Annotated in this window: 17 protein-coding genes; 10 read left to right on the forward strand and 7 right to left on the reverse strand. The window is 59.2% G+C overall.

What is annotated here, in order from left to right; translation table 11 throughout:
* Positions 1–147: 147 nt before the first annotated feature.
* The 3 genes from ribA to LJD29_RS00275 all read left to right on the forward strand — a co-directional run bounded on the left by ribA (position 148) and on the right by LJD29_RS00275 (position 3,172).
* Positions 148–804 carry a GTP cyclohydrolase II gene (gene ribA, locus LJD29_RS00265; protein WP_446743743.1) on the forward strand — a complete coding sequence of 219 codons (657 nt, stop codon included), beginning with the start codon at positions 148–150 and terminating at the stop codon, positions 802–804.
* Between the two features lie 326 nt (positions 805–1,130).
* Entirely contained in the window at positions 1,131–2,129 is a 999-nt protein-coding gene (locus LJD29_RS00270) for a beta-helix domain-containing protein (RefSeq protein WP_446743744.1), read from the forward strand.
* 68 nt (positions 2,130–2,197) lie between these two features.
* Positions 2,198–3,172: a hypothetical protein gene (locus LJD29_RS00275; RefSeq protein ID WP_446743745.1), complete on the forward strand. Its 975-nt coding sequence runs from the start codon at positions 2,198–2,200 to the stop codon at positions 3,170–3,172.
* Between the two features lie 4 nt (positions 3,173–3,176).
* Here LJD29_RS00275 and LJD29_RS00280 read toward each other — a convergent pair whose 3' ends face one another.
* From LJD29_RS00280 to LJD29_RS00290, 3 genes are all read right to left on the reverse strand, one after another.
* Positions 3,177–6,866, reverse strand: coding sequence for an alpha-amylase family glycosyl hydrolase (locus LJD29_RS00280; protein WP_446743746.1), 3,690 nt, complete (start codon positions 6,864–6,866; stop codon positions 3,177–3,179).
* 281 nt (positions 6,867–7,147) lie between these two features.
* Entirely contained in the window at positions 7,148–8,452 is a 1,305-nt protein-coding gene (pncB, locus tag LJD29_RS00285; RefSeq protein ID WP_446743747.1) for a nicotinate phosphoribosyltransferase, read from the reverse strand.
* 78 nt (positions 8,453–8,530) lie between these two features.
* Positions 8,531–9,643, reverse strand: coding sequence for a hypothetical protein (locus LJD29_RS00290; RefSeq protein WP_446743748.1), 1,113 nt, complete (start codon positions 9,641–9,643; stop codon positions 8,531–8,533).
* Positions 9,644–9,812: 169 nt separating this feature from the next.
* Between LJD29_RS00290 and LJD29_RS00295 the strand changes: the two genes are divergently transcribed.
* Together LJD29_RS00295 and LJD29_RS00300 are read left to right on the forward strand one after the other, a co-directional pair.
* A complete protein-coding gene (locus LJD29_RS00295; protein WP_446743749.1) occupies positions 9,813–10,283 on the forward strand; it encodes a DnaJ-like cysteine-rich domain-containing protein in 471 nt (156 codons plus the stop codon).
* 145 nt (positions 10,284–10,428) lie between these two features.
* Positions 10,429–12,576 carry a phosphocholine-specific phospholipase C gene (locus LJD29_RS00300; RefSeq protein WP_446743750.1) on the forward strand — a complete coding sequence of 716 codons (2,148 nt, stop codon included), beginning with the start codon at positions 10,429–10,431 and terminating at the stop codon, positions 12,574–12,576.
* A gap of 136 nt (positions 12,577–12,712) precedes the next feature.
* Here LJD29_RS00300 and LJD29_RS00305 read toward each other — a convergent pair whose 3' ends face one another.
* The gene (locus tag LJD29_RS00305; protein ID WP_446743751.1) at positions 12,713–13,735 is read right to left on the reverse strand and encodes a mechanosensitive ion channel family protein; all 1,023 of its coding nucleotides are present in this window, start codon (positions 13,733–13,735) and stop codon (positions 12,713–12,715) included.
* Between the two features lie 46 nt (positions 13,736–13,781).
* Between LJD29_RS00305 and LJD29_RS00310 the strand changes: the two genes are divergently transcribed.
* Positions 13,782–14,114 carry a hypothetical protein gene (locus LJD29_RS00310; protein WP_446743752.1) on the forward strand — a complete coding sequence of 111 codons (333 nt, stop codon included), beginning with the start codon at positions 13,782–13,784 and terminating at the stop codon, positions 14,112–14,114.
* A 12-nt stretch (positions 14,115–14,126) separates the two neighbouring features.
* Here the strand turns inward: LJD29_RS00310 and LJD29_RS21800 are convergent, their stop codons facing one another.
* Genes LJD29_RS21800 through LJD29_RS00320 form a run of 3 tightly spaced genes read right to left on the reverse strand, consistent with a single transcriptional unit; the run spans position 14,127 to position 15,779 of the window.
* Positions 14,127–14,312, reverse strand: coding sequence for a hypothetical protein (locus tag LJD29_RS21800; RefSeq protein WP_512701056.1), 186 nt, complete (start codon positions 14,310–14,312; stop codon positions 14,127–14,129).
* Complete coding sequence (locus tag LJD29_RS00315; protein ID WP_446743753.1) at positions 14,312–14,728, reverse strand: Imm42 family immunity protein; 417 nt, start codon at positions 14,726–14,728, stop codon at positions 14,312–14,314. The genes LJD29_RS21800 and LJD29_RS00315 overlap by 1 nt, the downstream gene beginning before the upstream one ends.
* Positions 14,729–14,747: 19 nt before the next feature.
* Positions 14,748–15,779, reverse strand: coding sequence for an SDR family oxidoreductase (locus tag LJD29_RS00320; protein ID WP_446743754.1), 1,032 nt, complete (start codon positions 15,777–15,779; stop codon positions 14,748–14,750).
* Between the two features lie 339 nt (positions 15,780–16,118).
* Between LJD29_RS00320 and LJD29_RS00325 the strand changes: the two genes are divergently transcribed.
* From LJD29_RS00325 to LJD29_RS00340, 4 genes are all read left to right on the forward strand, one after another.
* Positions 16,119–19,274 (forward strand): carboxypeptidase-like regulatory domain-containing protein, encoded by a 3,156-nt coding sequence (locus LJD29_RS00325; RefSeq protein ID WP_446743755.1) that lies wholly within the window; start codon positions 16,119–16,121, stop codon positions 19,272–19,274.
* 501 nt (positions 19,275–19,775) lie between these two features.
* Positions 19,776–20,726, forward strand: coding sequence for a sulfate adenylyltransferase subunit CysD (cysD, locus tag LJD29_RS00330; protein ID WP_446743756.1), 951 nt, complete (start codon positions 19,776–19,778; stop codon positions 20,724–20,726).
* Complete coding sequence (cysN, locus tag LJD29_RS00335; RefSeq protein WP_446743757.1) at positions 20,726–22,408, forward strand: sulfate adenylyltransferase subunit CysN; 1,683 nt, start codon at positions 20,726–20,728, stop codon at positions 22,406–22,408. The genes cysD and cysN overlap by 1 nt, the downstream gene beginning before the upstream one ends.
* Positions 22,408–23,109 (forward strand): phosphoadenylyl-sulfate reductase, encoded by a 702-nt coding sequence (locus tag LJD29_RS00340; protein ID WP_446743758.1) that lies wholly within the window; start codon positions 22,408–22,410, stop codon positions 23,107–23,109. Before cysN ends, LJD29_RS00340 begins: the two co-directional genes overlap by 1 nt.
* Positions 23,110–23,113 lie beyond the last annotated feature (4 nt).

The raw sequence follows: 23,113 nt of genomic DNA on the forward strand, positions 1-23,113 counted from the left end.
CACAGAGAGAGGCGTTCACCGCAAAGGCGGCTTTGCGGTGAATGCTTTTTATTTACTCCCCGCCGCCAGCCCTCCGGAATTGTCACAACCTCGTCATCCTTTTGCTGCTGAATCGATCCCCTTTGCTCACGCATCTATAATGTAGCCATGCCGTTGAAGGACGTTCACAAGGTAGCCGATGCCGACTTCCCCACCCGCTGGGGACACTTTCGCATCCTCGGATTTACTGGAACATCCGTGAATCCCGAGCCCTGCTGTAACGGCCACAAGGCTCCCGAAGAAAAGCACGAAGAGATGGTCGCGGTCGTTATGGGCGATATTCACGCCGCACCTCCGATCGTTCGCATCCACTCCCAATGCCTCACTGGCGATGTCTTTCACTCGCTGCGCTGCGATTGCCGCCAGCAGCTTGAACTGGCGCTTGCGAAAGTCGCCGAAGAAGGCACTGGCGTCATCCTGTACGAGCAGAAGGAAGGCCGTGGCATCGGCCTGATGGCGAAGCTGAAGGCTTACGAATTACAGGACCAGGGACTCGACACCGTCGAAGCCAACGTGCAGCTCGGCTACAAACCTGACTGCCGCGACTTCGAAATGCCGGCCGCGGTGCTGAAGGCGATGAAGCTGCCGGCCGTGCGCCTGATTACGAACAATCCTGAAAAGGTTGAAGCTCTCGAAGCAGCTGGCATCAAGGTCGTCGAGCGCATCTCCGCTGAAGTCGCTCCGGAAAAGACCAATGAACGCTACCTGCAGGTAAAGCGCGAAAAGATGGGCCACCTCATCGATGGACTGGTCGAAGCGAAGTAACGCTTCCCTGCAAATTCTTTACGCACCCAATGGCTCTACCGCGCATGCGAGAGCTCGATCTGCTGTAGAGCCTCCTCCAAATCGACGCGCCCGTCGCCATTCTCTTGAAACTCTCTTCGCAGGCGAAACGGCTGACTCTCCTCAAAATGCTAGGCTGGGAAAGGCTTTGATCGCAAAAGCCCTACGCATTCAACCATCGAAAGGACCCACGCCTCAAGATGTTCTCTGCAATTTTGTTATCCGGCCTTTTTGCGGTTTCCCCCGCTCACCCTAAGAAAACTCCTCCACCCTGCCACACGCTGACCGAAAACCAACTTAAAGAAGACATGACGCTCACGGAAAACTGCTACGCGCTGAGCGGCTTCGTCACCGTGGGCGGCCACATTACCGTCAATCCCGGCGTTCATGTCGTGGTGGGCTCTGAGTCCACGATTTCTTTTGAAAACGACGGAACGCTCACCGCCATCGGCACCGCCGATAAGCCCATCGTCTTTGAAGGCAAGGACCACACCGCAGGCTTCTGGCGTGGCCTCAACTTCCAGACCAACAGCTCGAAGAACCAGCTGAGCTACGTGACCGTAGAGGACGCGGGAGAAGCAGGGGAAGACTCCGGCGCTGTCATCGTGAGCGTCGCCGCCCGCCTGGCCATGGACCATACCACGGTGCGCAACGCCACCGGCAACGGGCTGAACGTATTGCAGCGCGGCATTCTCACCCGCTTTGAGGCAAACCACTTCGAAGCGACAGGAACGCCGATCCGCGCGAAAGCTGCCGACCTGGCGATGATCGATCCGGCAACGACTTTCGCAAACAACAAGAAGAACCACGTACTCGCTTACTTCAACGAATGTGTCGTGAGCGACGACGCGACCTGGCGCGCGCTGCCGGTTCCGTACCGCTTCGCCTGTAGTCCGGAGATCAAGGGCCACGTCACAATCGAGGCCGGAGCGCACCTCGAGTTCGACTCGAATGTGGGCATCGATGTAACGCAGGATGGCAGCCTCAGCGCTGAAGGGACTGCCGAAAAACCAATCGTCTTTACCGGGGCGGATGAAACACCGGGCTTCTGGTCCGGCATCTACTTCGAGTCGAAGAGCGCGAAGAATCTATTGAGCAACGCGACGATTACCTACGCCGGCCAGGACAGCAACATCAGCGGTGGTTTATGCATCGGTGTAGGCGCAGCGGCAAAGGTCATCGCCTCGGAGATCGCTCATAATGCTGTCGACGGCATTCGCGTGCTGCAGAACGGCACGCTCAATGCAGATGCGGAGACGAGCAATCGCTTCCACGACAATAAAGTGAATATCCAGCGCGAGAATTAGCTGGCGTGACACAGGCTGCGTGTAGACCATGCAGCCTGTGTCGAATTCAGATGAACTCGTGAGGCCCAATGGCGAAGAAGCGCATGGAAGAGGAGCTGGAAGCGCTCGATGCAGTCGCCTTACTGCCCGCCCAGCAACGCATCGAACCTTTTCGTGCGGCCCTGAGCCATCGCAACAACTTCGTCGCCGCCCGCGCGGCAAAGCTGGTCGAGCTTGCTTCCCTGCCAATGCTCGTTCCCGAGCTGCTTACCGCCTACGGGCGTTTCTTTAAAGATCCAGTTAAGACCGATCCGCAGTGCTGGGCGAAGAATGCGCTTGTCCATGCGCTGGATGCGCTCGATTACCACGAGGCGGAACCCTACCTTCGCGGCCTCGCTCATCGCCAGTTGGAGCCCGTATGGGGAGGCCAGTCGGATACCGCCTCGACCCTGCGTTCTCACTGCCTCTTTGCGCTGGTCTCCTGCCGCGAGCTCTCCGAGACATCTTTGCTGCGGCATCTTGTCACTGCCTTCGCCGATGACATTCCCACGGTTCGAGCTGCGGCCGCCCGGGCGATCGCGCAAGTAGGTTCTGATGCCGCTTCGCTGCTGTTGCGACTTCGCGCCGAGGTGGCAAAAGATGAAGCCGAGGTACTCGGCGCCTGCTACAGCGGCGTTCTCGGTATCGAGGGCCACTCCGCAATTGGCTGGGTAACCCGCTTTCTCGAAAAGGAGGACGACGCAGCCGCCGAGGCAGCTCTCGCCCTTGCAGGCACCCGCGCTCCGGAATCCGTCGCTCCGTTGCGCGCCTCCTTTGACCGAGTGGGAGATCCCTGGTTCGCCTCAGTCCTGCTTTCCGGCCTGGCACTTACGCGCCAGCCGGAGGCACTGCTGTTTCTGCTCGGCCAGATCGAATCCGAGTCCTATTATGCAGAGCAGTCGGTTGAAGCCATCCTGCGTGCTTCGCCATCTCAGGAAACGGTCGATCGGCTGGCCAAGCTTGTGGAAGGAAATCCGCGCCTGCAGAGAGCTTTCGAACGCGAAAGAACATCGTCCGCAGGCTGAATGTTCAGTCGGTGATTTCCCCAGTCCGGTCCGCCACGTCGCCTATCGTTATCTCTTCCGCATCGACTTCCGAGTCCTCAAGGATCTCTTCGTCTTCCGGGAGCTTCACCCAGGCTGTGAGCGTTTTATCCAGGTCGTAGCCTGAGTCTTCCGCCGCCTGCAACATTGCTGCCTGCACCGCGGCGATTTCGTCCGTATCCCAGGGCCGATCATGCTCGAGCGCGTCGACGATCTCAGGGAGCGTTGTCCAGGTAAGGAGTTCTGAGAGCTGTTGCTGGTTGAGATAGGTATGGCCCTGGTGCTCGTTCGCTCCGGCGAGCCAGCGCACATCGCCGTCGTTCCAGAAGAATTTCGTATCGGACGGAACCAGCCCCTCTGTATCGGTCATGGTGATCAGCACACGGACGCGGGCTGCGGCGCGCCATGCGTCCTCACCCTCCAGGCCGAAGAGGGCAAAGGTCTCGCCGAGGGCCTGCCGCATCTGCAGGCGGTCGAAGGGCTCTCCGGGATACTTCTCCGCTGAGAACAGATCGCCGAGCAGCAGCCAGGCTACGACAGGTGCCCACTCTGTGACCGTCGCCGCTTTGCCGAACGGCAGCACGGCCTTTTCAGGAAGAGCCTTGTGCAATGCGAAGACCTGCTCCATCTCCGGCAGACCGAGGACGGCAAGGGTCCGGCGGCGCAGAGATTCCATGGGAGCGGTCGGGATGTCTGCACCCTCTTCGGTCTGGGCGATGTTGATCTGCCCGTAGAACACGCCGGCCTTGGTGAAGAAGTCCTCCAGGCGAGGATCGGCTTCTGTCTTCTCGGGCTCCGTCTTTTCAGGAACTGGCTTCCTGCCATCCTTCACGAGGGGCGTGGATTGCGGCTTCGCCTTCTTCTCGATCTCTTTTTCTTTCACCGGAGTTCCGGCTAGTTCCGTGGCCAGAGCTGCGATCGCCTCTACGTTCTCGTGGCTCAGCGCCTGGTGCAGGCTTTCGTGTAGCGGGCGCAGCTGCAGGCGGGTAAGAGCCTCGTCGAGGTTGTAGACGCCGGTTCCGTTCAGTGCATAGCAAAGCTGGTCCCAGGGGCGTTCCTCACTCGCGTAAAGCGGATGCCACTGCTGCAGCACCGCGTATTGAAATCCACGCAGAGAAAGAGTGAAGCCCTCGTTGCAGATATCGCTCGAACGGTGCAGATACTCGAGGCCGGTCGTTGTGTTCCTGTAGGCGATAAAGACATCGTCAGCAGCCCAGAGCCCCAGCGCGTCTGCTAGCGAGCGCTGCCGCAACTGGCCGGAACCTTTATCCATGGAGGCCGCGGAGTAATGGATGGTCCCTTGGGTGTTGGCGTAGATGTTATTGAAGATCACCAGCGCGCGTTCGTCACCCAGCCGGTTCGAGTAGGCGTAGACGTTTTCGTCAACCGTGCCGTCGCCGGTCCAGAAATCGAACATCACGAAGTTGTGGCTTTCGGCGAAGAGCTTCCGGTTCTTCAACAGTGGAGCAATCTCATGCTGATGGCGGGCGATCAGCCCTTCGTTGGGGCGTTCGTCGAAGCGTGCCTGCTTGTACTCCATGCCGTACTTCTCGGTGTAGCCCTCGATCTGTCCGTGGCCGAACATGGGCAGGCCGGGCAGGGTCGCGAGCATGACGCAGGTTCCGAAATACTTATCTCCGGTTCCGAACTGATCGATCGCGGTGCGTTCGTCCGGATTGCTCATAAAGTTCACGTAGCGCTTTAAGATGTCCGGGTCAAACTCAATCGTTTTCTTGAGATACGACCGGTACTTCGCGTTCTCTTCGTCGCGCAGCATGTTCATGAACGCGCTGTTGTAGACGCGGTGCATGCCGAGGGTGCGGACGAAATATCCTTCGAGCAGCCAGAAGGCTTCGGCCAGCAGCAGTGTGCCTGGAGCCTCAACCGCAACGCGATCCACCACCTGCCGCCAGAATTCTTCGGGCATGGCGGCGTCGAACTCTTCCTGCGTAAGCGCGTATTCGGAACGGGACGGAATCGATCCGCCCTGCCCCGGCAGCGGGAACCACAGCCGTTGGACGTGACGGCGCGCCAGGGTCATGGCGGCGTCGAACCGGATGATCGGAAAGAGCCGGGCTACGTGCAGGATGGTCTGCATCACCTGCTCACGGACCTCGGCCTTCAGATAGTTCAACTGTGCCGTGTCGTTCCAGGCGAAGGTTGTGCCGTCGTTGCCGTGGTAGATGTAATCGATCTGGCCGTTGCGTGTATCCCGCAGGCGGAAGACCACCGCGGCGTCGGTCTGATCGAAGTAGTGGTCCTCGATCTTGATCTCCTTGCGGGGATCGGGCGAGAGGTCGGGGCCATTGAAGCTGTATACCGGGTATGGGCTGTCCGGACGGGTCAGAAACCATTCCGGGTGTTCGATCACCCAGTAGGAATCGATGCCCATGTGATTCGGCACCATGTCGCTGGCCAGCCGCAGGCCGAAACGGGCGGCGCGGTCGCGCAGGTTCTCGTAGGCTCCGTTGCCGCCGAGGTCGTCGGCGATGCGGTAATCCTTTAGGGAGTAAGCCGAGGCGACGGCGTCGTGCTGCCCGCGCAGCCGTTTGATGGTTTGCGAGGCGGTTGAACGTTCCCACAGGCCGATCAGCCATAGAGCATTCAGTCCACGGTCGGCCAGCAGCGCCAGTTCATCATTGGGAATGTGATCGAGGCGATGGATATGCCGTCCGTATTTCTTCGAGAGCTGCTCGAGCCACACGTAGGTGCTCTTGGCAACCATCACGACGGTCGGCATCCAGCTTTCGTCGGGACTGAAGGCCTCGTATTCATTCAGCGCCATCTCGCCTGGGGCTTCGCCGCCGTGCTGGCCTCCGCGCTGGAAACCGGTGAACTCGTTACCCTCGAATCCTTCTCCGCCCCATCCCTGTTGGAGCGGCGGATGCCAGGCCATCTGCGACGGAGGATGGAAACGCGCCCAGATAGCCAGATCTTCTTCCCGCACCACGTCGATGGCCAACAGGATCTGGCGCAGCTCGGTGCCGATGTGTTCTCCCCAGTTCTCCTGCATGAAAGAAAGCTGGCCGGTCAGCGATTCGGGCGAGGCCAGCATGGGGGCAACCAGCACGTCGAGCAGATTCTGCCCTTTGGCGTTGAACGCGGGACGCGAAGCGAAGTACTCGTTAAAGCCGGAGGTCACTTCTTTGTAGATCGTCTCCTGCTGGAGCTTTCTGTCGTCGAAGAGTTCGCGGAAGGGCTTGAACGCCGGATTGATATTGGCGAGCCATAGCAGGAAGAGCTCCTCCAGCTCGGCTTCGCGATGCGGCTGGCCATTCGTCGATCCAGCGAGCCATTTCTTATCGGTAATCTTGCCGCGATAAATCTCGCTGTTGGGAAATTCACGTGTAAAGCCGAGCAGCAGTTTATCCACTTCCCCGCTGTTGCTGTTGGCTTCGAACCATTGCAGCGCCTCGGGCAGAACGGATGGGTCTGCTGTCGCGCGATAACGCGCAAAGATCGCATGGCTCAACTCGTCGATCAGGCCCATTGCGAAGAGCGCACCAGCGTTGATGGGGTTGTCGGTAATCCCCTCTGCCTCGCGGGCGTCGTTCATCTTCTTGGCGAGGCGACGGCAAGCGGTGAGATTTCCGAAGACGACGTTGCCGACGAAGTTGAACAGGCTGTCGTCGACGTCAAGCTTTTGCCGCAGCGATCTGGAAATATGAAATTCCATCTTGATGATTGGCCTTTACGTGCTCGGCGGCGGACCGCATGTGGAACGTCCCTCAGCGGCTCAAGCCGCTCCTGGGGCCGAAATGTATGGCACGGCTGATGCCGTGCCCTGACACAAAACCTATTTACTAGAGAAGAGCCTTGGCTGAAATAAAAAACAGCCTCATCTTTCTGAAAATTCCTGCGAACGATTGTCTATCCTTAGCGTCATCTTTGTAAGAGGCAGAATCTCGCGGATGCGTCGCATGAATTGCCGAAGAATTCTGCTGCCTCATCTACGCGCTATGCAATGACTGGAACGTCCGCCACACCCTCAAGCCCGAAGATTCGCCGGTAGCGCTCAACCTGCTCCCGTGGTCCCATCGCTTTGCGGAAGTTGTCAGAGAGCTTGACCGTCGGCCTGCCATCGGCGTGGTCGAGCTTGCAGACGATGCTGACCGGGTCAAATCCATCTTCGCCCTGTGGATTGCAGTTGCGGAAATCATTAGTCAGCAACGTTCCCCAGCCAGCGCTGAAACGGATTCGTCCTGAAAAATGCCGATGCAGGCCGATGATCTGGTCCACGTCGAGCGCATCGGACGCTATAAACAGTTTGCTTTTCGGATCGCGTCCCCGCGATTTGAGCCATGCGATATATTCATCGCCGGCGACATAGGGGTCCTTGCTGTCGGCACGCTGGCCGGTCCAGTCGGCTACCCAGTCGGGAGCATCGCGCAGAAACTGGGTAGTCCCAAAGGTATCCGGAAGCATGATAAGGAGCGCTCCGTAGTAGGTCTGCTGCCAAAGGTCGAGCAATTTGTACTGGGCAGCCTTCAGTTCCTCGTCAGTATCGGCTGCGGCGGCCAACGCCATAGGCAGCTCGTGCGCGTTTGTCCCGATGGCTTCAAGGTCATGCTTATAAGCCAGGTAGGTATTCGACGTGCCACCGAACTTTCCGCCGAGCGTGTCTGCCATGGCGCGGACGACATACTCCTGCCAGAGAAAGCTGTGGCGGCGGCGCGTGCCGAAATCGCTCACGCGCAGTTCGTCGACATCGCGCAGGCGGGCCATCTTTTCCCAGAGCTTGGTCTTGGCGCGGGCATAGAGGATGTCCAGCTCGAGCTCGCTGAGGCGCTTGAGGCTGGCTCGCGTCTTGAGCTCATTGATGGCCGAGAGCGCGTAAATCTCCCACATGGTGGTCTCGGTCCATAGCCCATGAAAAACCAGGGAGATCTGGCCGTCGCGCACGGAGAGCTCGTAGTCGGAGAGGCGGAAGTCCTTTTCCAGCCAGTCGAGGAACGCCGATTCAAAGATCCCGCGCCTGCCATAAAAGGTATTGCCTGCGAGCCAGATCAGCTCCGACCTGGTGTATCGCAACCGGCGCACCTGGTCGAGTTGTTCACGCAGTTCGTCGATCGAGACGATCTCGCCCAGCCGCATGTGCGTGGAGCGGTTGGAAACCGAGAACGATGTCTGCATCTGGGGGAAGTGCTTCCAGATGAACTGCAGCATGAGGAGCTTGTAGAAGTCGGTGTCCAGCAGCGACCGCGTGATGGGGTCGAGCTCCCAGTTATGGTTGTGCGCGCGACGAGCCAGGTTGATGATCACGATAGGTTTACTTTAATTGAAGCCAGCAAAGCCCATCGTCACATTCAAAAGGGATTAGGCGCTGAAACGAGACGTCGCTCAGTCCTTGTCCTCGGAGAATCCCGCCAAAAACCGCTGAAGAATCTTCTCCGCGGACTCGTGACTCAGGGGCACGGAGTAGATTTCCGCCTCGGCGAGGTAAGCAGACTGATCCTCAGTTCTGCCGTCACGTTGAGATAACTGCGCGAGGGCCAGGTTTGCACGCGCCAAAAGCTCACGCACTGCCACCATGCGTTCAATCGGTGTTTTTCCGGAAGCGGCCCTGCCGGTTCGCAGGGCGTGGGCGGTTTCGGCAAGAGCTGCCTCGGGCGTGTCCAGATTGAGTTCGCGCAACTCCGTCAGCGCCAGGCGCAGGGTTTCGCCAGCGCTGGATTTATGACCGGACTTCACCTGGAACTCTCCCATTTCGACCAGCGCCGCGGCTCGCTCCAGGCTCTGCGGGCTCGTGTCTTTCAACAACATCTCGGCCCGCCTCAGCTCCGCATCGATCTCTTCCTCGGCCATTTCGTTGAGGCGCCAGATGCTTGCGCGCGCATGGACGGCCTTCTCGAAGTCGCCAAGCTGCTCATATTTTTTGGCGGCAGCTTCGAAGTGTATCGTCGCATTTTGAAGATCGTGCTTTGCTTCAAAGACACGGGCGATCGAATCCTGGGTGTCGGCGACCTTTCTGCGAATCGCTTTGGCGGCGGGCAATCCATACTTCGAGGGCTCAGTGGGCAGCAACTCCTCATAGCCGAACTGCACGGAGTAGAGCTCCTGCAGCAGTGCATCGTGTGGTGCGGAAGCGTGAATCGCTTCGACGGCAGCCAGATAGCGGCGATCCAGATGCATCATGGCCGCAACTCGTTCCATCTCAGAGGCAAAGCTTTCGTCCTGAAAGCTCGGCGGCGGCGGAAAGTCCACGGCATCTCCGTCTACCTTTTCGAAATAAGTCATATCTTCGGAGCAGGCGGGCCAGTTACGGTCTCCGGATAACTGCACCCGGTCACCCTGGGTTATCCATGTTCCTTCATGAGCGCCGCCAAGCCGGCCGTGGGATGACGCATGTATACGCTTGTTATAGCTGCCGTCGTTTCGCAGCACCAGCAAGACAGTTACGGATTCGGAGCCCTCGCTCAGCAGCCTTTTCCAGGTGCCGGTATGGTCGCGCATCGCATTACCCCGCTGTCATAAAAATGGGCTACCCCGGGGATACATAATCTGGCCGCAGCAAGTCTGACATAGAATCCAGCTACAAGTGAGATAACTGCAAAAGATTGCAGACCGCTATCTCAACTTTTTCTTTATGCTGTATAACCTGCAGGACTTGGGAGGACACGTCATGCGCATTCTGTGCTGGAAGTGTTCAGGACACGGCAGTGCCACCTGCGATGTTTGTCACGGCAGAAAAGTCAAGGCAACACCCGGAAGCGATGGCACGCTCAGTTTCTTCGCATGCTCGGCATGTGGAACGACAGGAAAGTCCCAATGCCAGTTATGCCAGGGTTCGGGATGGATCGATCATCCTGACTCGGCTCCAAGAACGCCGCCGTACATCAAGGATCCACTTGCTGGAACGTGGACGGCCACGGGCGGAGCATGGGTCATCTCAAAAACAAATACGGGTTACCAGGTTGTGGAACATGGAGCGGCGGGTCCGGTGGGCGAAGGCAGGGTCACATCGTTCGATGGAGACACCGTGGTTGTTTCCATCTCGAACAAAATCATGGGACACCGCCAGGACGTCATGCGGCTGAGAGGTAACTTTCTGCGCAAGGTGAATGGCTTTCCCATCACCTATTCGCGTTGCTGACGCCCGCCTTTCGGCATGTCGAAGCAGGATGCGATTTTTTTGATAAGGCTGCTCGCTGCGCTGCGCGAGGGTGTTCTTTACACCATCGTCATCGCAGACCGCTATCCTTGTAGCTAATCCTTCTGTCCGGAGTTTCCCTGCACTCATGAGTACTCGCCGCGATTTTCTGCGCCTGGCCGCCGGCACCGCCGCCGCTTCCATGCTGCCGCCCAGCATCCGCCGGGCCCTGGCTATTCCCGCGAATCGCCGCACCGGCACGATTCAGGACGTGGAACACGTCGTCATACTCATGCAGGAGAATCGCTCCTTCGATCACTACTTCGGGTCGATGCGCGGTGTGCGCGGATTCAACGACCCCAGGCCGGTGCGCTGGGCCAACGGCAGAACGGTCTGGCATCAGCCGGCGGCCGCCGTAAAGACCGACCGCTACCATTCCCGCGGCCTGTCTGACGATGCCGAGCATGTGCTGCCTTTCTACATCAACCCGCAGCGCACGACCGAGTTCCAGGCAGGTACCGACCACGGCTGGAGCAGCGGACATCTCTCCTGGAATCACGGCCTGCACAATCAGTGGGTGACGCAGAAGCAGGACGTGATGACGATGGGCTATCTCAAGCGCGAAGATGTGAGCTACCACTACGCGCTGGCCGATGCCTTCACCGTTTGCGATTCGTACTTCTGCTCGATTCACGCCAACACCGCGCCCAATCGGATCTATCTGTGGAGCGGCACTATCGATGCGCAGAATGTCTACGGCACAGCGAAGAATGGTCCCGGCTTCGACGAGCGCCATCACCAGGACGGCTATACGTGGACGACCTATCCCGAGCGCCTGGAAAAAGCCGGCGTAAGCTGGAAGCTTTACCAGGGGGGCTCGGGCGAGCCGGACACGCCAACCGACAACTACACGGACAACTCGCTCGAGTTCTTCGCGGCATACCAGCCGATGGAAGGCGCCGATCCGAATTCGCCGCTGGTAGTGAAAGGCGTTTCCACCTACACGCTGAAAGACCTTCGCGATGATGCCGTGAACGGCAAGCTGGCGCAGGTGTCTTGGGTGGTCGCTCCGTACAAATACTCGGAACACCCGGAGGCTTCTCCGACGGACGGCGCGTATTACATCAGCCTGGTGATGGATGCTCTGACGGAAAATCCCGAGGTGTGGAGCAAGACCGTCTTCATCATCAACTACGACGAGAACGATGGGCTCTTCGATCACGTTATTCCGCCGATGCCGCCTGCCTCGCAGAAGCAGAATGCGGATGGACTGGTCTCCGACGATCTTGTGGAGAGCCTCAAGGACGAGTTCATCGATATGAGCCTTTACCCACACCAGACGCATCCGCTGGTGCCGGATGTCGACGCGGGCGGCATACAGCCGATCGGCCTGGGACCGCGCCTGCCCATGCTGGTGATCTCGCCATGGTCTACTGGCGGATGGGTCAACTCGGAAACCTTCGACCACACCTCGGTGTTGATGTTTCTCGAAGCGCGTTTCGGCGTGCATGAACCGAACATCAGCAAGTGGCGGCGGACGCTTTGCGGCGATCTGACTTCATGCTTCGACTTCTCTGCCGCGCCGCAACCGATGAGCGTAAAGCTCACCGCGCCGAAGCCGCTGGTTTCGGAAAACAAGCCGTACCATGTGCCCGTCGAGCAGTCGATGCCGGAGCAGGAGCCGGGAACGCGTCCGGCGCGCGCACTGCCTTACAAGACCTTCGTTCACGGCCGTATCGACGAGGCGTCGGGACGATTCTATGTCGACATCGACAACCAGGGCCGAGCCGGTGCGGCCTTTTATGTACACAGCTCCGAGACGCCGCAGACACATCCTCGACGCTACAGCGTTTCACCGCGGCAGAAGCTTTCGGACTATTGGGAGCTCGCGGCGATGAAGGATGGACGCAGGCTCTCCGCGCATGGTCCTAATGGCTATCTCGCCGAGTTCGGTTGCGATGCAGCGGATTTCAGCGAAGGAGCAGCAAGAGCTGAGGTTACGATCAGCCACGATGCGGAAGGCAATGTGCAGGCGGCCTTGCACAACTCAGGCAAATCGGCCTGCACGGTGAAGGTTGTGAATGCCTACTCGAAAGAAGCGGCCCGCACGTACACACTGCAACCCGGACAGAGCACCGATGATAAGTGGCTGCTCGCGGACAGCCACGGCTGGTTCGACCTGGTGGTGATGCGGACCGATGCTCCGAAGTATCTGCGGCGTTTTGCCGGGCATGTCGAGACGGGTAAGCCAAGTGTGAGCGATCCGGGACCGGTGCAGAAGATCGAGATCGTTTAATTACTTGTCATTCCGAGCGAAGCGAGGATGACAACAATAAAGAGCTGATTAGAAGTCAGGCAGGGCGTAAGCCCTGCCCTACCGCCCTAATCCCTAAATCCTGTTTCCTGAACCCTGCCTCGCAATCCCTGCCCCATCACATTCCTTCGCCGGTGAACGGATTGATCTCATTCGGCTTGGCCGCTGTTGGGTCGACTGCCTTTGCGCCGCCTGCAACGGGCGGCTCGATCATGCCGGCTACATTGCCTCCGCCGGCAGTGAAGACGCGCAGAGGATCGCCCGGAAGCATCTTGTTCTCAGCCAGTGCGATGCGAATACGGCGCTGGGTTTCGCGCATGGGCACCCACTGCTGGTTTGCCTTGGTCTTGAGCTGAACGGGATAGATGACCTGTGAGCCCTTGATGGCGTCGACTCCAAGCAACGTAGGATCGGCGAGGTAGTAATCGCTATAGGCCGGATCTGTGCGCACGCCCATCGCAACTGTCTTGAGCAGTTCCAGAACCTTATCGGGCTCGGCGGAGAAATCGACCGACACGTTGATGGTCGCGACCGAGAAATCGCGGGTGAAGTTGGCCACGGTCGTGATCTGTGAATTCGGGATCAGGTAGAGCGTACCGTCGCCGTCGCGCAGTTGTGTTTTACGCAGCGACATCGCCTCGACCGTTCCCTTTTGTCCGGCCAGGCTCACCACGTCGCCGACGTTGTACTGGTCTTCGATCAGGATGAGGATGCCGTTGAGGCAGTCTTTGACGATGGTTTGCGCGGCGAGACCGAGGGCAACGCCAACGACTCCGGCCGAAGCAAGCAGCGGCTCGAGTTTGAAGCCGAGCAGGGGTAGAACTTCCAGCGCGGTAAGAAAGCCGATGATACCGATGCCGGTGGCGCGGATCACCGAGGTCAGCGTGCGCACCTGGGCGATGTGCCCCATCTGGCCGGTGGATTTCGTGCGGCTTTCTGCAATCTTCAGAACCCGGTCGGTTACAACCTTCAGCACCCGGATGAGTATCCAGGCTGCGATGATGGTGACGATCAGCTTGGGGAGCACGGCGCGGACGAAGTTCTGCAGATCGTCGGCCCATTTCGCATCGAGGCCATGGAAGAATTCACTGGGCCGCATGTAGGCCGCTACATGAAGATGACTGACAAATGCAATATCCATCGATACCTTTCCTGTCCTATGATGGGCTCTCCACGAGGGTGCTTCGATGAAAAACCCACTGTTGCTTCCCTGTTTTGCAATTGCTTTGATGCTCGGCGCCCAGGTTTCGCCACCTGTCCCAGAAGCTGCCCAGGCTCCGGGGCACCCCATCGATCCCCTGGCGAAGGACCACGACGTGCAGATGGCCATGGCGAGAAACAACAGCCGCCAGCAACAGATTCAGGCCGACGCGGCCAAGCTGCTGCAGCTTTCGCAGGAACTTAAGGCCGAAGTGGATAAGAGCAACAAAAATGAGCTTTCCCTCTCCGTGGTCAAAAAAGCAGAGGAGATCGAGAAGCTTGCCAAGGCAGTGAAAACCAAAATGCGTGATGGGTATTGAGCGGGTTATGGCTCAGCTCCGCACAGGTTTAGACTTTGCGGCCCATTGCCTCTCAAACGCCTCGCGCCAGTCGCTAAGAACTCTATAAAAGTTCTCGCTTGGAAGCCAAATATCGTGCAAAGTGTCAGAGTCTACTACTGGGCTCTGATAGCGCTTGAAGGCGATAAGACGGACCATATCCCCAACGTCAAATTGCATTACGCAACTTCCATCATCGAATCCTTCTTCTCCGTCCGGCGCCCAATAATTTCATTAGCATGGAGCAGTTTTGAGAACTGCTCGTCCTGCATGCCGAAAAACAACTCTGATTCTTCGTGCTCAAGATAGATTGCGCGGCTGTAGGCTACAGCAAGAGCATAAGCGTCCTCGTTTTCAAGCACGGGTGCCACATGGCTGCCTTGACGCAAAATTCTTGCATTTACACCGTCAAAAGCAGCGGCGAGCAGTGTGGCATCGAGATCCTTCATCCCAAAAGCCATCCCGTTGACGTGAATAACGAAATACCCAAGGCCACGCAAACTCAACCGCTCATAGGCCTCCGTGATCTCTGATTCAAGAGCGAATAACGAAGGTGTACCAACTAACATTGAAGTGATCTCCCAACCCTCAGCCACCTAGGTCGCCTTCGCCAGACTATATGGGCCCGGTTCCCTCGCCCAAGCCATCCAACCCGAGAGCTGCCGCAAGCTTCCTGGCAAGTTCGTTCCGCGCAGGATCTTTGTGAATCTGGCAGTAACGCGCCCAGGCCACGAATCGAGCTTCCCCTTCCAACGGAGACATCTTGGCGGCTTCTTCCATCTTCGCGTCCAGCAATCGCGGAAAATCAGGCACACGGCCATCCACATCGCTGAAGTCATATTCCCGGGCGAGGTCCGAGGCGAAGTACACGAGGCCTGCCTTCGTCTTAACATTCGGATCGGCGGCTAGCGCGGCGACCGCACGGCCGACGAGAAATGGGGTTTCCGACTCGACGAAATAGAGATCCTTTGCGATGGCACCGCGCCAGTTCGCCTCGCTTACTCCAAAATGTTCGAGCACTGCCTCTGACCGCAGGAAGCCGGGAGACAGAGCCAATGCGGTAACGCCGGTTCGCATCAGCTCCATCGCCATTGCGTAAGCAGAACGTGCCAGGGATGCCTTCACCATGTCATAGAGCACATGCCCGCGATATCCGTTGAAATGACCGTCGATGACTTCGACGATCAGTCCGCGATTGGCCTCGATCATGAGGGGTGCGGCATGACGGCTGGTGATGAGGTGGCTGACGAGTGTCTGGTCGAGATAGGCGCGGACGTTTGCGAGGTCGATCTCCCAGAAGCGCTTTGGCCAGTCGACCATGGTATCAGCGCCCCAGATGCTGTTCACCAGTACGTCGAGGCGGCCCGACTCGTCGCGGATGCGTGCAGCCAGCTTCGCCACTTCGTCTTCGCAGGTGTGATCTACCTGTATGGCAATGGCTCGGCCGCCAGCCTGCTCGATGAGTGCGGCGGTTTCTCCGATAGTCTCGGGGCGATTTATGCTGCTTGGGCTGCCAGCGACGCTTCGTCCCGTGCAATAAACCAGCGCTCCGGCTTCCCCGAGGGCTCGGGCAATACCTCGGCCTGCACCTCTGGTTGCGCCTGCGACCCATGCGACCTGGCCGGTGAGAGGCAAATCAGCTTTCATATTCGTTCTCCTGGGACTGACTGCATGGGGCCCCGGCAGCGGCGGCGTTTTTGCGCTTTATGGTAATTTAATGGCATGAGTCTGGCATTACAGATCTGTTCTTGTTGTTGCGTCTCCCCGATGCAACTGGCTTAATCAGCCGCCGGCTTTTCCTGTTTCCAATTTCATTGCTGCGCATCAGCGCACTTTCTGCACCAACGTACTTTCCTATATGACCGCTTCGATCCACAACTCGACGTGCCTGGCAGCCTGTTGCTGTCGCCCTTGTTGTCGCGCTCTCTGATCGCTGCTGTCCCTTTTCTTTTCACACATTAGAAGACTTTTCAGGAGATCCCACGCATGCGTACGCACGTGCGAGTTTTGATTCTTGCTTTCCTTGTTTCCTCGGTCGCTGCGTTTGCGCAGGTGGTAGGTGGAACGATTGCCGGTGTTGTAACCGATAAGTCAGGTGCCGCCGTTCCCGCTGCCGACATTACGCTGCATAACGAAGAGACGGGCGCCGAGCGGCATTACAAGTCCGGCGGCGATGGCGGCTTTACCGCCCCGTCTTTGCCGGTCGGTGTTTACAGCGTTACGGTGAATGCGAAAGACTTCACTCCCCTGCACCGCACCGGTGTTTCGCTCACCGTTGGCCAGGCGCTTTCGCTTAACCTTGCGCTCGACGTTGGCCAGCTGGAGCAGACGGTTTCCGTAGTCGATAAGCCTGCCGTAGTCGATGTCTCTACGCAGGAGACGCAGGGTCTCGTGAATGAACGGCAGGTGAAGGATCTTCCGCTGAATGGCCGCAGCTTCGATCAGCTGATCCAGCTGAATCCTGCGTCGGTGAACTACACGACGCAGCGCTCGGGCGGTGTCGGCACTTCGAACTCTTCGGTTGGCAACATGTTTTCTGTTTCAGGGCGCAGGCCGCAGGAGAATCTCTACCTGCTGAACGGCATTGAGTACACCGGCGCTTCGCTCATCAACAACACGCCGGGCGGCACCAGCGGGCAGTTACTTGGCGTAGATGCAGTCCGCGAGTTCAACGTGGTGAGCGACACCTACGGCGCGAACTACGGCAAGCGGCCCGGCGGGCAGATCTCAATTGTCACAGCTTCCGGCACAAATACGCTGCACGGGTCGGTCTACGAGTTTCTGCGCAACAGCGCACTCGATGCCCGCAACTATTTCGATCAGGCCAACATCCCCGAGTTCCAGCGCAATAACTACGGCGCGGCTGCGGGCGGGCCGCTCAAGCGCGACAAGCTGTTTCTCTTCGGCAACTACGAGGGCTACCGGCAGAATCTTGGCCTGAGCGACGTGACACTGGTTCCCGATGCGGCTTCGCGTGCGAAGGCCGTTCCATCTGTTCAACCGCTGCTGGCGTTGTGGCCGGTAGCGAATGGGCCTGAGCTTGGCGGCGGTATCGCGGAAGCCTTCTCGAATCCTCCGCAACATGTGCGTGAAGACTTCGGCACCTCGCGCTTCGACGCGAACCTCGGCCCGAAAGACTCGCTCTTCGCCGTTTACACGGTCGATGACAGCGATGCGACGACTCCTTCTGCCAACCCCTACTCGGGGATCTACGAAAGCCTGCGCGCACAGGTGGCCAGCGTGCAGGAGCAGCGCGTCATCACCTCGAACCTGCTCAACACCTTCCGCTTCGGCTATTCACGCGCCGCATATTTTTTCACCGGACAGGTCTCCGGCGACGTGCCGGGATGGGTCGCGGGCGCCCCGGTTGGCGCGATCGTGATCGCAGGCAGCACAGCTTCGAACGGCGCTTCGCAGGTCACGCTGGCCGGCGCGAACACCGGCAGCAACAACTCTGCCGTGCGCAATCTCTTCACCGTCGACGATCACATCTTCTGGACGAAGGGCAAGCACCAGATCGAAGCAGGCGGATGGATTCAGCGGCTGCAGGCCAACGACAACCTTGCGCAGAACCAGTTCGGACAGGCTTCGTTCAGCACGCTGAACTCTTTCCTCGCGGGAACAGTCGCGACCTACACTGTTGTTCCGTCGCCGACTGCGCTCGGATGGCGTTCGTTCGAAGGCGCGGGCTATCTCGAAGACACGTGGAAGGTGGTTCCGCGCGTTCAGGTGCGCATCGGCTTTCGTTCGGAGTCGACCAACGGATGGAACGAGGCACAGAACCGCGCTGCGAACTACGGTTTCACGAACGGCGTGATCAACTCGACTCCCTTCACCGGCAGCTCCGCGCTGACGAAGAACCGCGCGACCTTCCTGCCCGAGCCGCGCGTCGGCCTCGCATGGGATGTCTTCGGCAACGGAACGACGGCGGTTCGCGCAGGCTTCGGCGTGCATCGCGCGCTGCTCGACAACCTTGATTACCGTCTCGACCAGACCGCGCCTTTCAACACAACCCTGTCGCTGAAGAACGTTGCCGTGGCCAACCTGCAGGCCGTTTCTGTTCCCGGAGCGGAAGCAGGCGGCCAGGTTTCGCCCAGCAATGTACAGCCGGATATCTACACGCCGACCGTGCTTGCGTGGGATCTGCATATCGAGCAGCAGATTACGCGCGACACTTCGCTGACCGTCGGCTATGTCGGCTCGCATGGCTATCACCAGATCCTTTCCGAAGACCAGAACGAGCCCGCGTCTGTGGTCTGCCCGCAGGCGGGATGCCCTGCCGGTCTGGCTGCGGGAACGATCTACTTTCCGACGACGACGAAGGCGAACCCGAATGTGGCCAACACCACCTCGTGGGTTTCGCAGGGCGACAGCAGCTATAACGCGCTTGAAGTGGACGCACGGCGGCAGTTCGCGCACGGACTGCAACTGCGCGGCGTCTATACCTGGGCGCAGAACCTCGATGATGGCTCGGCGTGGAACACAAGCGTGAGCGCGAACACGCCTGCCTTCGTCGAATTCCCTGGCCGACCCGCGCTCGATTACGGGCCGGCGGCGACGAACATCCGCCATGCCGGAGCCATCAACGGCACGTGGGATATTCCCTACGGCGATCGTCTCGGCGATCATCGTCTGCGCGCCGCGGCTGCTGGCTGGTCGCTTAGCGGCATCGCAACGCTACAGTCGGGATTTCCGTTTTCGCCACAGCTTGGCTACAACACTACCGGCAACGGAGACACGCGCAACCCGGTGCGTCCTGACCTGAATGCGAACTTCAACAGCAGGCTTTATCCGCACACGGTTTCGCAGTGGTTCGATCCGGCGGCGTTCTCGGCTCCGGCCTCGGGCGCAATCGGCAACCTGGGGCGCGACACGATGGTGGGCCCGGGTCTGAAGGAACTGGATCTTTCGGCAACCAAGACGACGGTGATTCACGATCGCTTTCGCGCACAGTTTCGCGCGGAGTTCTTCAACATCCTGAACCACTCGAACTTCACCACGCCGAATGCGGTGGTGTATTCGTCGGGCCCGACGCCTACGACGCCGACCGCTTCACCGGTTGCGTCCTCCACAGGCGGCGTGATCACGGCTACATCGACGACTTCGCGGCAGATTCAGTTCGGATTGAAGTTGTTGTTTTAGGGAAGAAAAGACGTTCACCGCAAAGGCGCTAAGAACGCAAAGGAAGGCCGCGAAGACTTTGCGTTTCCCTTGGCGTCCTTTACGCCTTTGCGATGTAAAAGGGATTTCTGTTCACCACGGAGGACACGGAGAGCACAGAGGGATTCTCGCCTTACTCTGTTGGTTTGTCATTCCGAACGCAGTGAGGAATCTGCACTTACGATGCCCGCGCGGAGAAGAAAAGCAGATTCCTCGCTTTGCGAGGAATGACAAACTTTTTTGGCGGGAAGAGCCGAGCTTTCCTCCGCCCCCAAAACCTGCTATTCTTTTCAGAGAGATGAGGATTATCTGTCACCGCTGTTGTTGTCTGCGTGCTTGTCCCACAAGCCACGGGTGTCAGTTCGCGTCTGCTTAATACCGCGACATCTTTTTAAAGAGACACCTGCTGCTGATTGACACAGGTGATCTTCCTGATTCTTTCCTGCGACAGTCAGCATCCATATCGGAACAACCGAGGTTTTTATGCTGGCAGTCGAAAATACTGTTCCTTCTCAGCCCACATCCACCGTCACGCCTGCGCGGCTCAGCCACCTGAAGCTGCTTGAGGCGGAGAGCATCCATATCCTGCGCGAGGTCGCGTCGGAGTTCGCCAAGCCCGTCATGCTGTATTCGATCGGCAAGGATTCGTCGGTGATGCTGCGGCTTGCGCAGAAGGCTTTCTTTCCCGGACCGATTCCCTTTCCGCTTCTGCACATCGATACCGGCTTCAAGTTTCGCGAGATGATCCAGTTCCGCGACGAGATGGCCAAGAGCATTGGCGCCGAGCTGCATGTGTGGCGCAATGAGCCCGCCATCGCTGCCGGGACGAATCCGATTGCGCTCGACACCAAGCGCTGCTGCGGACTGCTCAAGACCCAGGCGCTGCTCGATGGGCTGAAGCATTACGGCTTCGACGCTGCCTTTGGCGGCGCGCGCCGCGATGAAGAAAAGGCCCGCGCCAAGGAGCGCATCTACTCCTTCCGCGACAGCGCGGGACAGTGGGACCCGAAGAACCAGCGCCCCGAGCTTTGGAACCTTTACAACTCGCGCATCCATCCGGGCGAGAGCATTCGCGTTTTCCCGCTTTCGAACTGGACGGAGATGGACGTGTGGCAGTACATCCACGAAGAAAATATTCCCATCGTCGATCTTTATTACGCGAAAGAGCGGCCGATGTACGTGCGCGGCGAAACGCTTCTGCCGACCGAGCAGGACTTCATGGCATGGCCCGGCGAAAAGCCGCAGATGGTGAAGAGCCGCCTGCGCTCGCTCGGCTGCAGCCCCTGCACCGGCGCGATTCGCTCCGAGGCCGACACGCTGCCGAAGATTATTGCCGAACTGCTCTCGTTCCGCTCGTCGGAGCGCGCTAACCGCGTGATCGATCACGATCAGGAAGGCTCGATGGAGATCAAGAAGCGGGAGGGCTATTTCTAATGTCGCTTTTCCCCATACTGGAAGAAGAATCCGTGGAACCTGTGCCGTCTTTTGCCATTGAAGAATTTCTCGCGCAGGAGCGCGAAAAAGACCTGTTCCGCTTCTCGACCGCTGGGTCGGTCGATGACGGCAAGTCCACGCTGATTGGCCGCCTGCTGTACGACACCCGCTCGGTCTACGACGACCAGGTGCGCTCGATCCAGGGCAAAGGCACGGTTGGCGAAGGCCAGATCGACTTTGCGCTGCTGACCGACGGCCTGCGCGCCGAGCGCGAGCAGGGCATCACCATCGACGTGGCCTATCGCTACTTCGCGACGTCAAAGCGCAAGTTCATCATTGCCGACACTCCTGGCCACGAGCAGTACACGCGCAACATGGCGACGGGCGCGTCAACGGCCGACGCTGCGATCGTGCTGGTCGATGCGCGCAAGGGCGTGCTGATCCAATCGCGCCGCCATGCGTACATCACTTCGCTGCTGGGCGTGCGCCACATCATCGTCGCCGTGAACAAGATGGATCTCGTCGATTACAGCGAGGAAACCTTCCGCGCCATCTGCGACGAGTTCCGCAGCTTTCTCGAAGAGACGGACGCAGGCAGCTCCAGCCGCGTGACGCTGCATTTTCTTCCTGTCAGCGCGCTGCTGGGCGTGAACGTCGTTCATCGCTCCGATGAGACGCCCTGGTACGGCGGCCCTTCGCTGCTCGAGCTGCTGGAGTCCATCCCCAGCTCCGAAACCAACGTGGACGCGCCCTTCCGCTTCGCCGTGCAGCGCGTGGTTCGCCCGAACATGAACTTCCGCGGCTTTGCCGGGCAGATCGCTTCCGGCCGCGTGCGGGTGGGCGATGCCATCACTGCCCTGCCCTCGGGACGCAGCTCGCGCGTTGAGCGCATCGTGACCTTCGATGGCGATCTCGAAGAAGCCTTCGCGCCTCTCTCGGTAACGCTGACGCTGGAAGACGAAATCGACATCAGCCGCGGCGACCTGCTCACGCTGAACGAAGAGCGCGCTCCCGTCGCACGCCGCTTCCAGGCTTCAGTCGTGTGGATGGACGCGCAGCCGCTCGATGCCAAGCGGCGCTACCTTCTGAAGCACACCAGCCAGACGGTTCCGGTGCAGTCGGTTCGCGTGTGGCACCAGATAGACGTGGGCACGCTCGAGCAGCATCCGGCGAAGACGCTGGAGATGAACGGCATCGGCCTGATCGAAGTGGAGACACGCCGCCCGATCGCGCTCGACCCGTACAGCACCAACCGCACCACCGGCGCGTTTGTCCTCATCGATGCCGAGACGAACGCCACCGCCGGCGCGGGCATGATCCGCGAGATCGTCGAGAAGGATGCTCGCACGGCACAGGGTCCGGTCACGACTGACGAACGCACAGCGCGCTGGGGACACACGGGCGCGGTGGTCCGGCTGACCGCTTCTGCAACGCTGATCGATGCGGTCGAGCGCGAGCTGTTTGACCACGGCGCGGTCGTCGTTCGCACTTCATCCGACAACGATGCCCTGAACCAGTCGCTGGCGACTGCGGGCGTGCTCGCCCTGGCCGCAATTGAGAGCGAAGCAGCACAGTTGCTCGAGATCGACGACGAGAAGCGGGCGCTCGAAGCGAGCGCGACGGTCGAGAACATTTTGCATTACTTACGGCAGGCGGGCGTCCTGCAGCAGGGCCTTGTGTAATGAGCGACTTATCTCCTGAACTTGAAGCAAAACTCGAGCGAGTGAAAGATCACCTGCGTAACGCATTTTCTCAGTATGAGAACAATGCGGATGTCTGCCTGACCTGCAGCTTTCAGTCTGAAGATGTACTGCTGCTGAAGATCGCGCAGGAGATGCGTCCCGAATTGCCGACGCTCTTTCTCGATACCGGATACCACTTCAAAGAGGTTTACGAGTATCGCGACCAAATCGCTGAAGACTGGCACGTAAACCTGACCAACCTGCTGCCGGCGAAGACCGTTGCCGAGCAGGAGGCCGAGTTCGGCCAGCTCTTCCGCATCGCTCCCGACAAGTGCTGCGGCATGCGCAAGGTTGAGCCGCTCTTCAAGGCTGTGGCCGAGTACAAGGTCTGGATCAGCGGCATGCGCCGCGAGCAGGCCAAGAGCCGCGCCAATCTCGAAGAGGTTGCGCCCTTCCACCTGCCCGGCGGTGCTGAAGTACTGAAGCTGAATCCGCTGGCCGACTGGACGACCAAGGACGTGTACTACGCCTGCGAGCATTACGGGATTCCCCGCCTGTCGCTTTACGACAAGGGCTATTCCTCGATCGGCTGCGAGCCGTGCACGACGCTGCCTCTCGATCCAAATGATCCCCGGTCAGGCCGCTGGGCAGGCAACAAGGTTGAGTGCGGCATTCATATTGAAGCCGCTCCGGCGAAGTAGCCGC

The organism is Silvibacterium acidisoli (assembly GCA_022870745.1).
In the GTDB taxonomy this organism is placed as follows: Bacteria; Acidobacteriota; Terriglobia; order Terriglobales; family Acidobacteriaceae; genus Silvibacterium.

What these genes read in the sequence shown, in the direction of transcription:
- LJD29_RS21800 (WP_512701056.1), bottom strand. Translation starts at nt 14,312, where the DNA reads ATGCAATTTGACGTTGGGGATATGGTCCGTCTTATCGCCTTCAAGCGC.
- cysD (WP_446743756.1), top strand. Translation starts at nt 19,776, where the DNA reads ATGCTGGCAGTCGAAAATACTGTTCCTTCTCAGCCCACATCCACCGTC.
- ribA (WP_446743743.1), top strand. Translation starts at nt 148, where the DNA reads ATGCCGTTGAAGGACGTTCACAAGGTAGCCGATGCCGACTTCCCCACC.
- LJD29_RS00305 (WP_446743751.1), bottom strand. Translation starts at nt 13,735, where the DNA reads ATGGATATTGCATTTGTCAGTCATCTTCATGTAGCGGCCTACATGCGG.
- LJD29_RS00275 (WP_446743745.1), top strand. Translation starts at nt 2,198, where the DNA reads ATGGCGAAGAAGCGCATGGAAGAGGAGCTGGAAGCGCTCGATGCAGTC.
- LJD29_RS00295 (WP_446743749.1), top strand. Translation starts at nt 9,813, where the DNA reads ATGCGCATTCTGTGCTGGAAGTGTTCAGGACACGGCAGTGCCACCTGC.
- LJD29_RS00300 (WP_446743750.1), top strand. Translation starts at nt 10,429, where the DNA reads ATGAGTACTCGCCGCGATTTTCTGCGCCTGGCCGCCGGCACCGCCGCC.
- LJD29_RS00340 (WP_446743758.1), top strand. Translation starts at nt 22,408, where the DNA reads ATGAGCGACTTATCTCCTGAACTTGAAGCAAAACTCGAGCGAGTGAAA.
- LJD29_RS00290 (WP_446743748.1), bottom strand. Translation starts at nt 9,643, where the DNA reads ATGCGCGACCATACCGGCACCTGGAAAAGGCTGCTGAGCGAGGGCTCC.
- cysN (WP_446743757.1), top strand. Translation starts at nt 20,726, where the DNA reads ATGTCGCTTTTCCCCATACTGGAAGAAGAATCCGTGGAACCTGTGCCG.
- LJD29_RS00310 (WP_446743752.1), top strand. Translation starts at nt 13,782, where the DNA reads ATGAAAAACCCACTGTTGCTTCCCTGTTTTGCAATTGCTTTGATGCTC.
- LJD29_RS00270 (WP_446743744.1), top strand. Translation starts at nt 1,131, where the DNA reads ATGACGCTCACGGAAAACTGCTACGCGCTGAGCGGCTTCGTCACCGTG.
- LJD29_RS00325 (WP_446743755.1), top strand. Translation starts at nt 16,119, where the DNA reads ATGCGTACGCACGTGCGAGTTTTGATTCTTGCTTTCCTTGTTTCCTCG.
- LJD29_RS00320 (WP_446743754.1), bottom strand. Translation starts at nt 15,779, where the DNA reads ATGAAAGCTGATTTGCCTCTCACCGGCCAGGTCGCATGGGTCGCAGGC.
- LJD29_RS00280 (WP_446743746.1), bottom strand. Translation starts at nt 6,866, where the DNA reads ATGGAATTTCATATTTCCAGATCGCTGCGGCAAAAGCTTGACGTCGAC.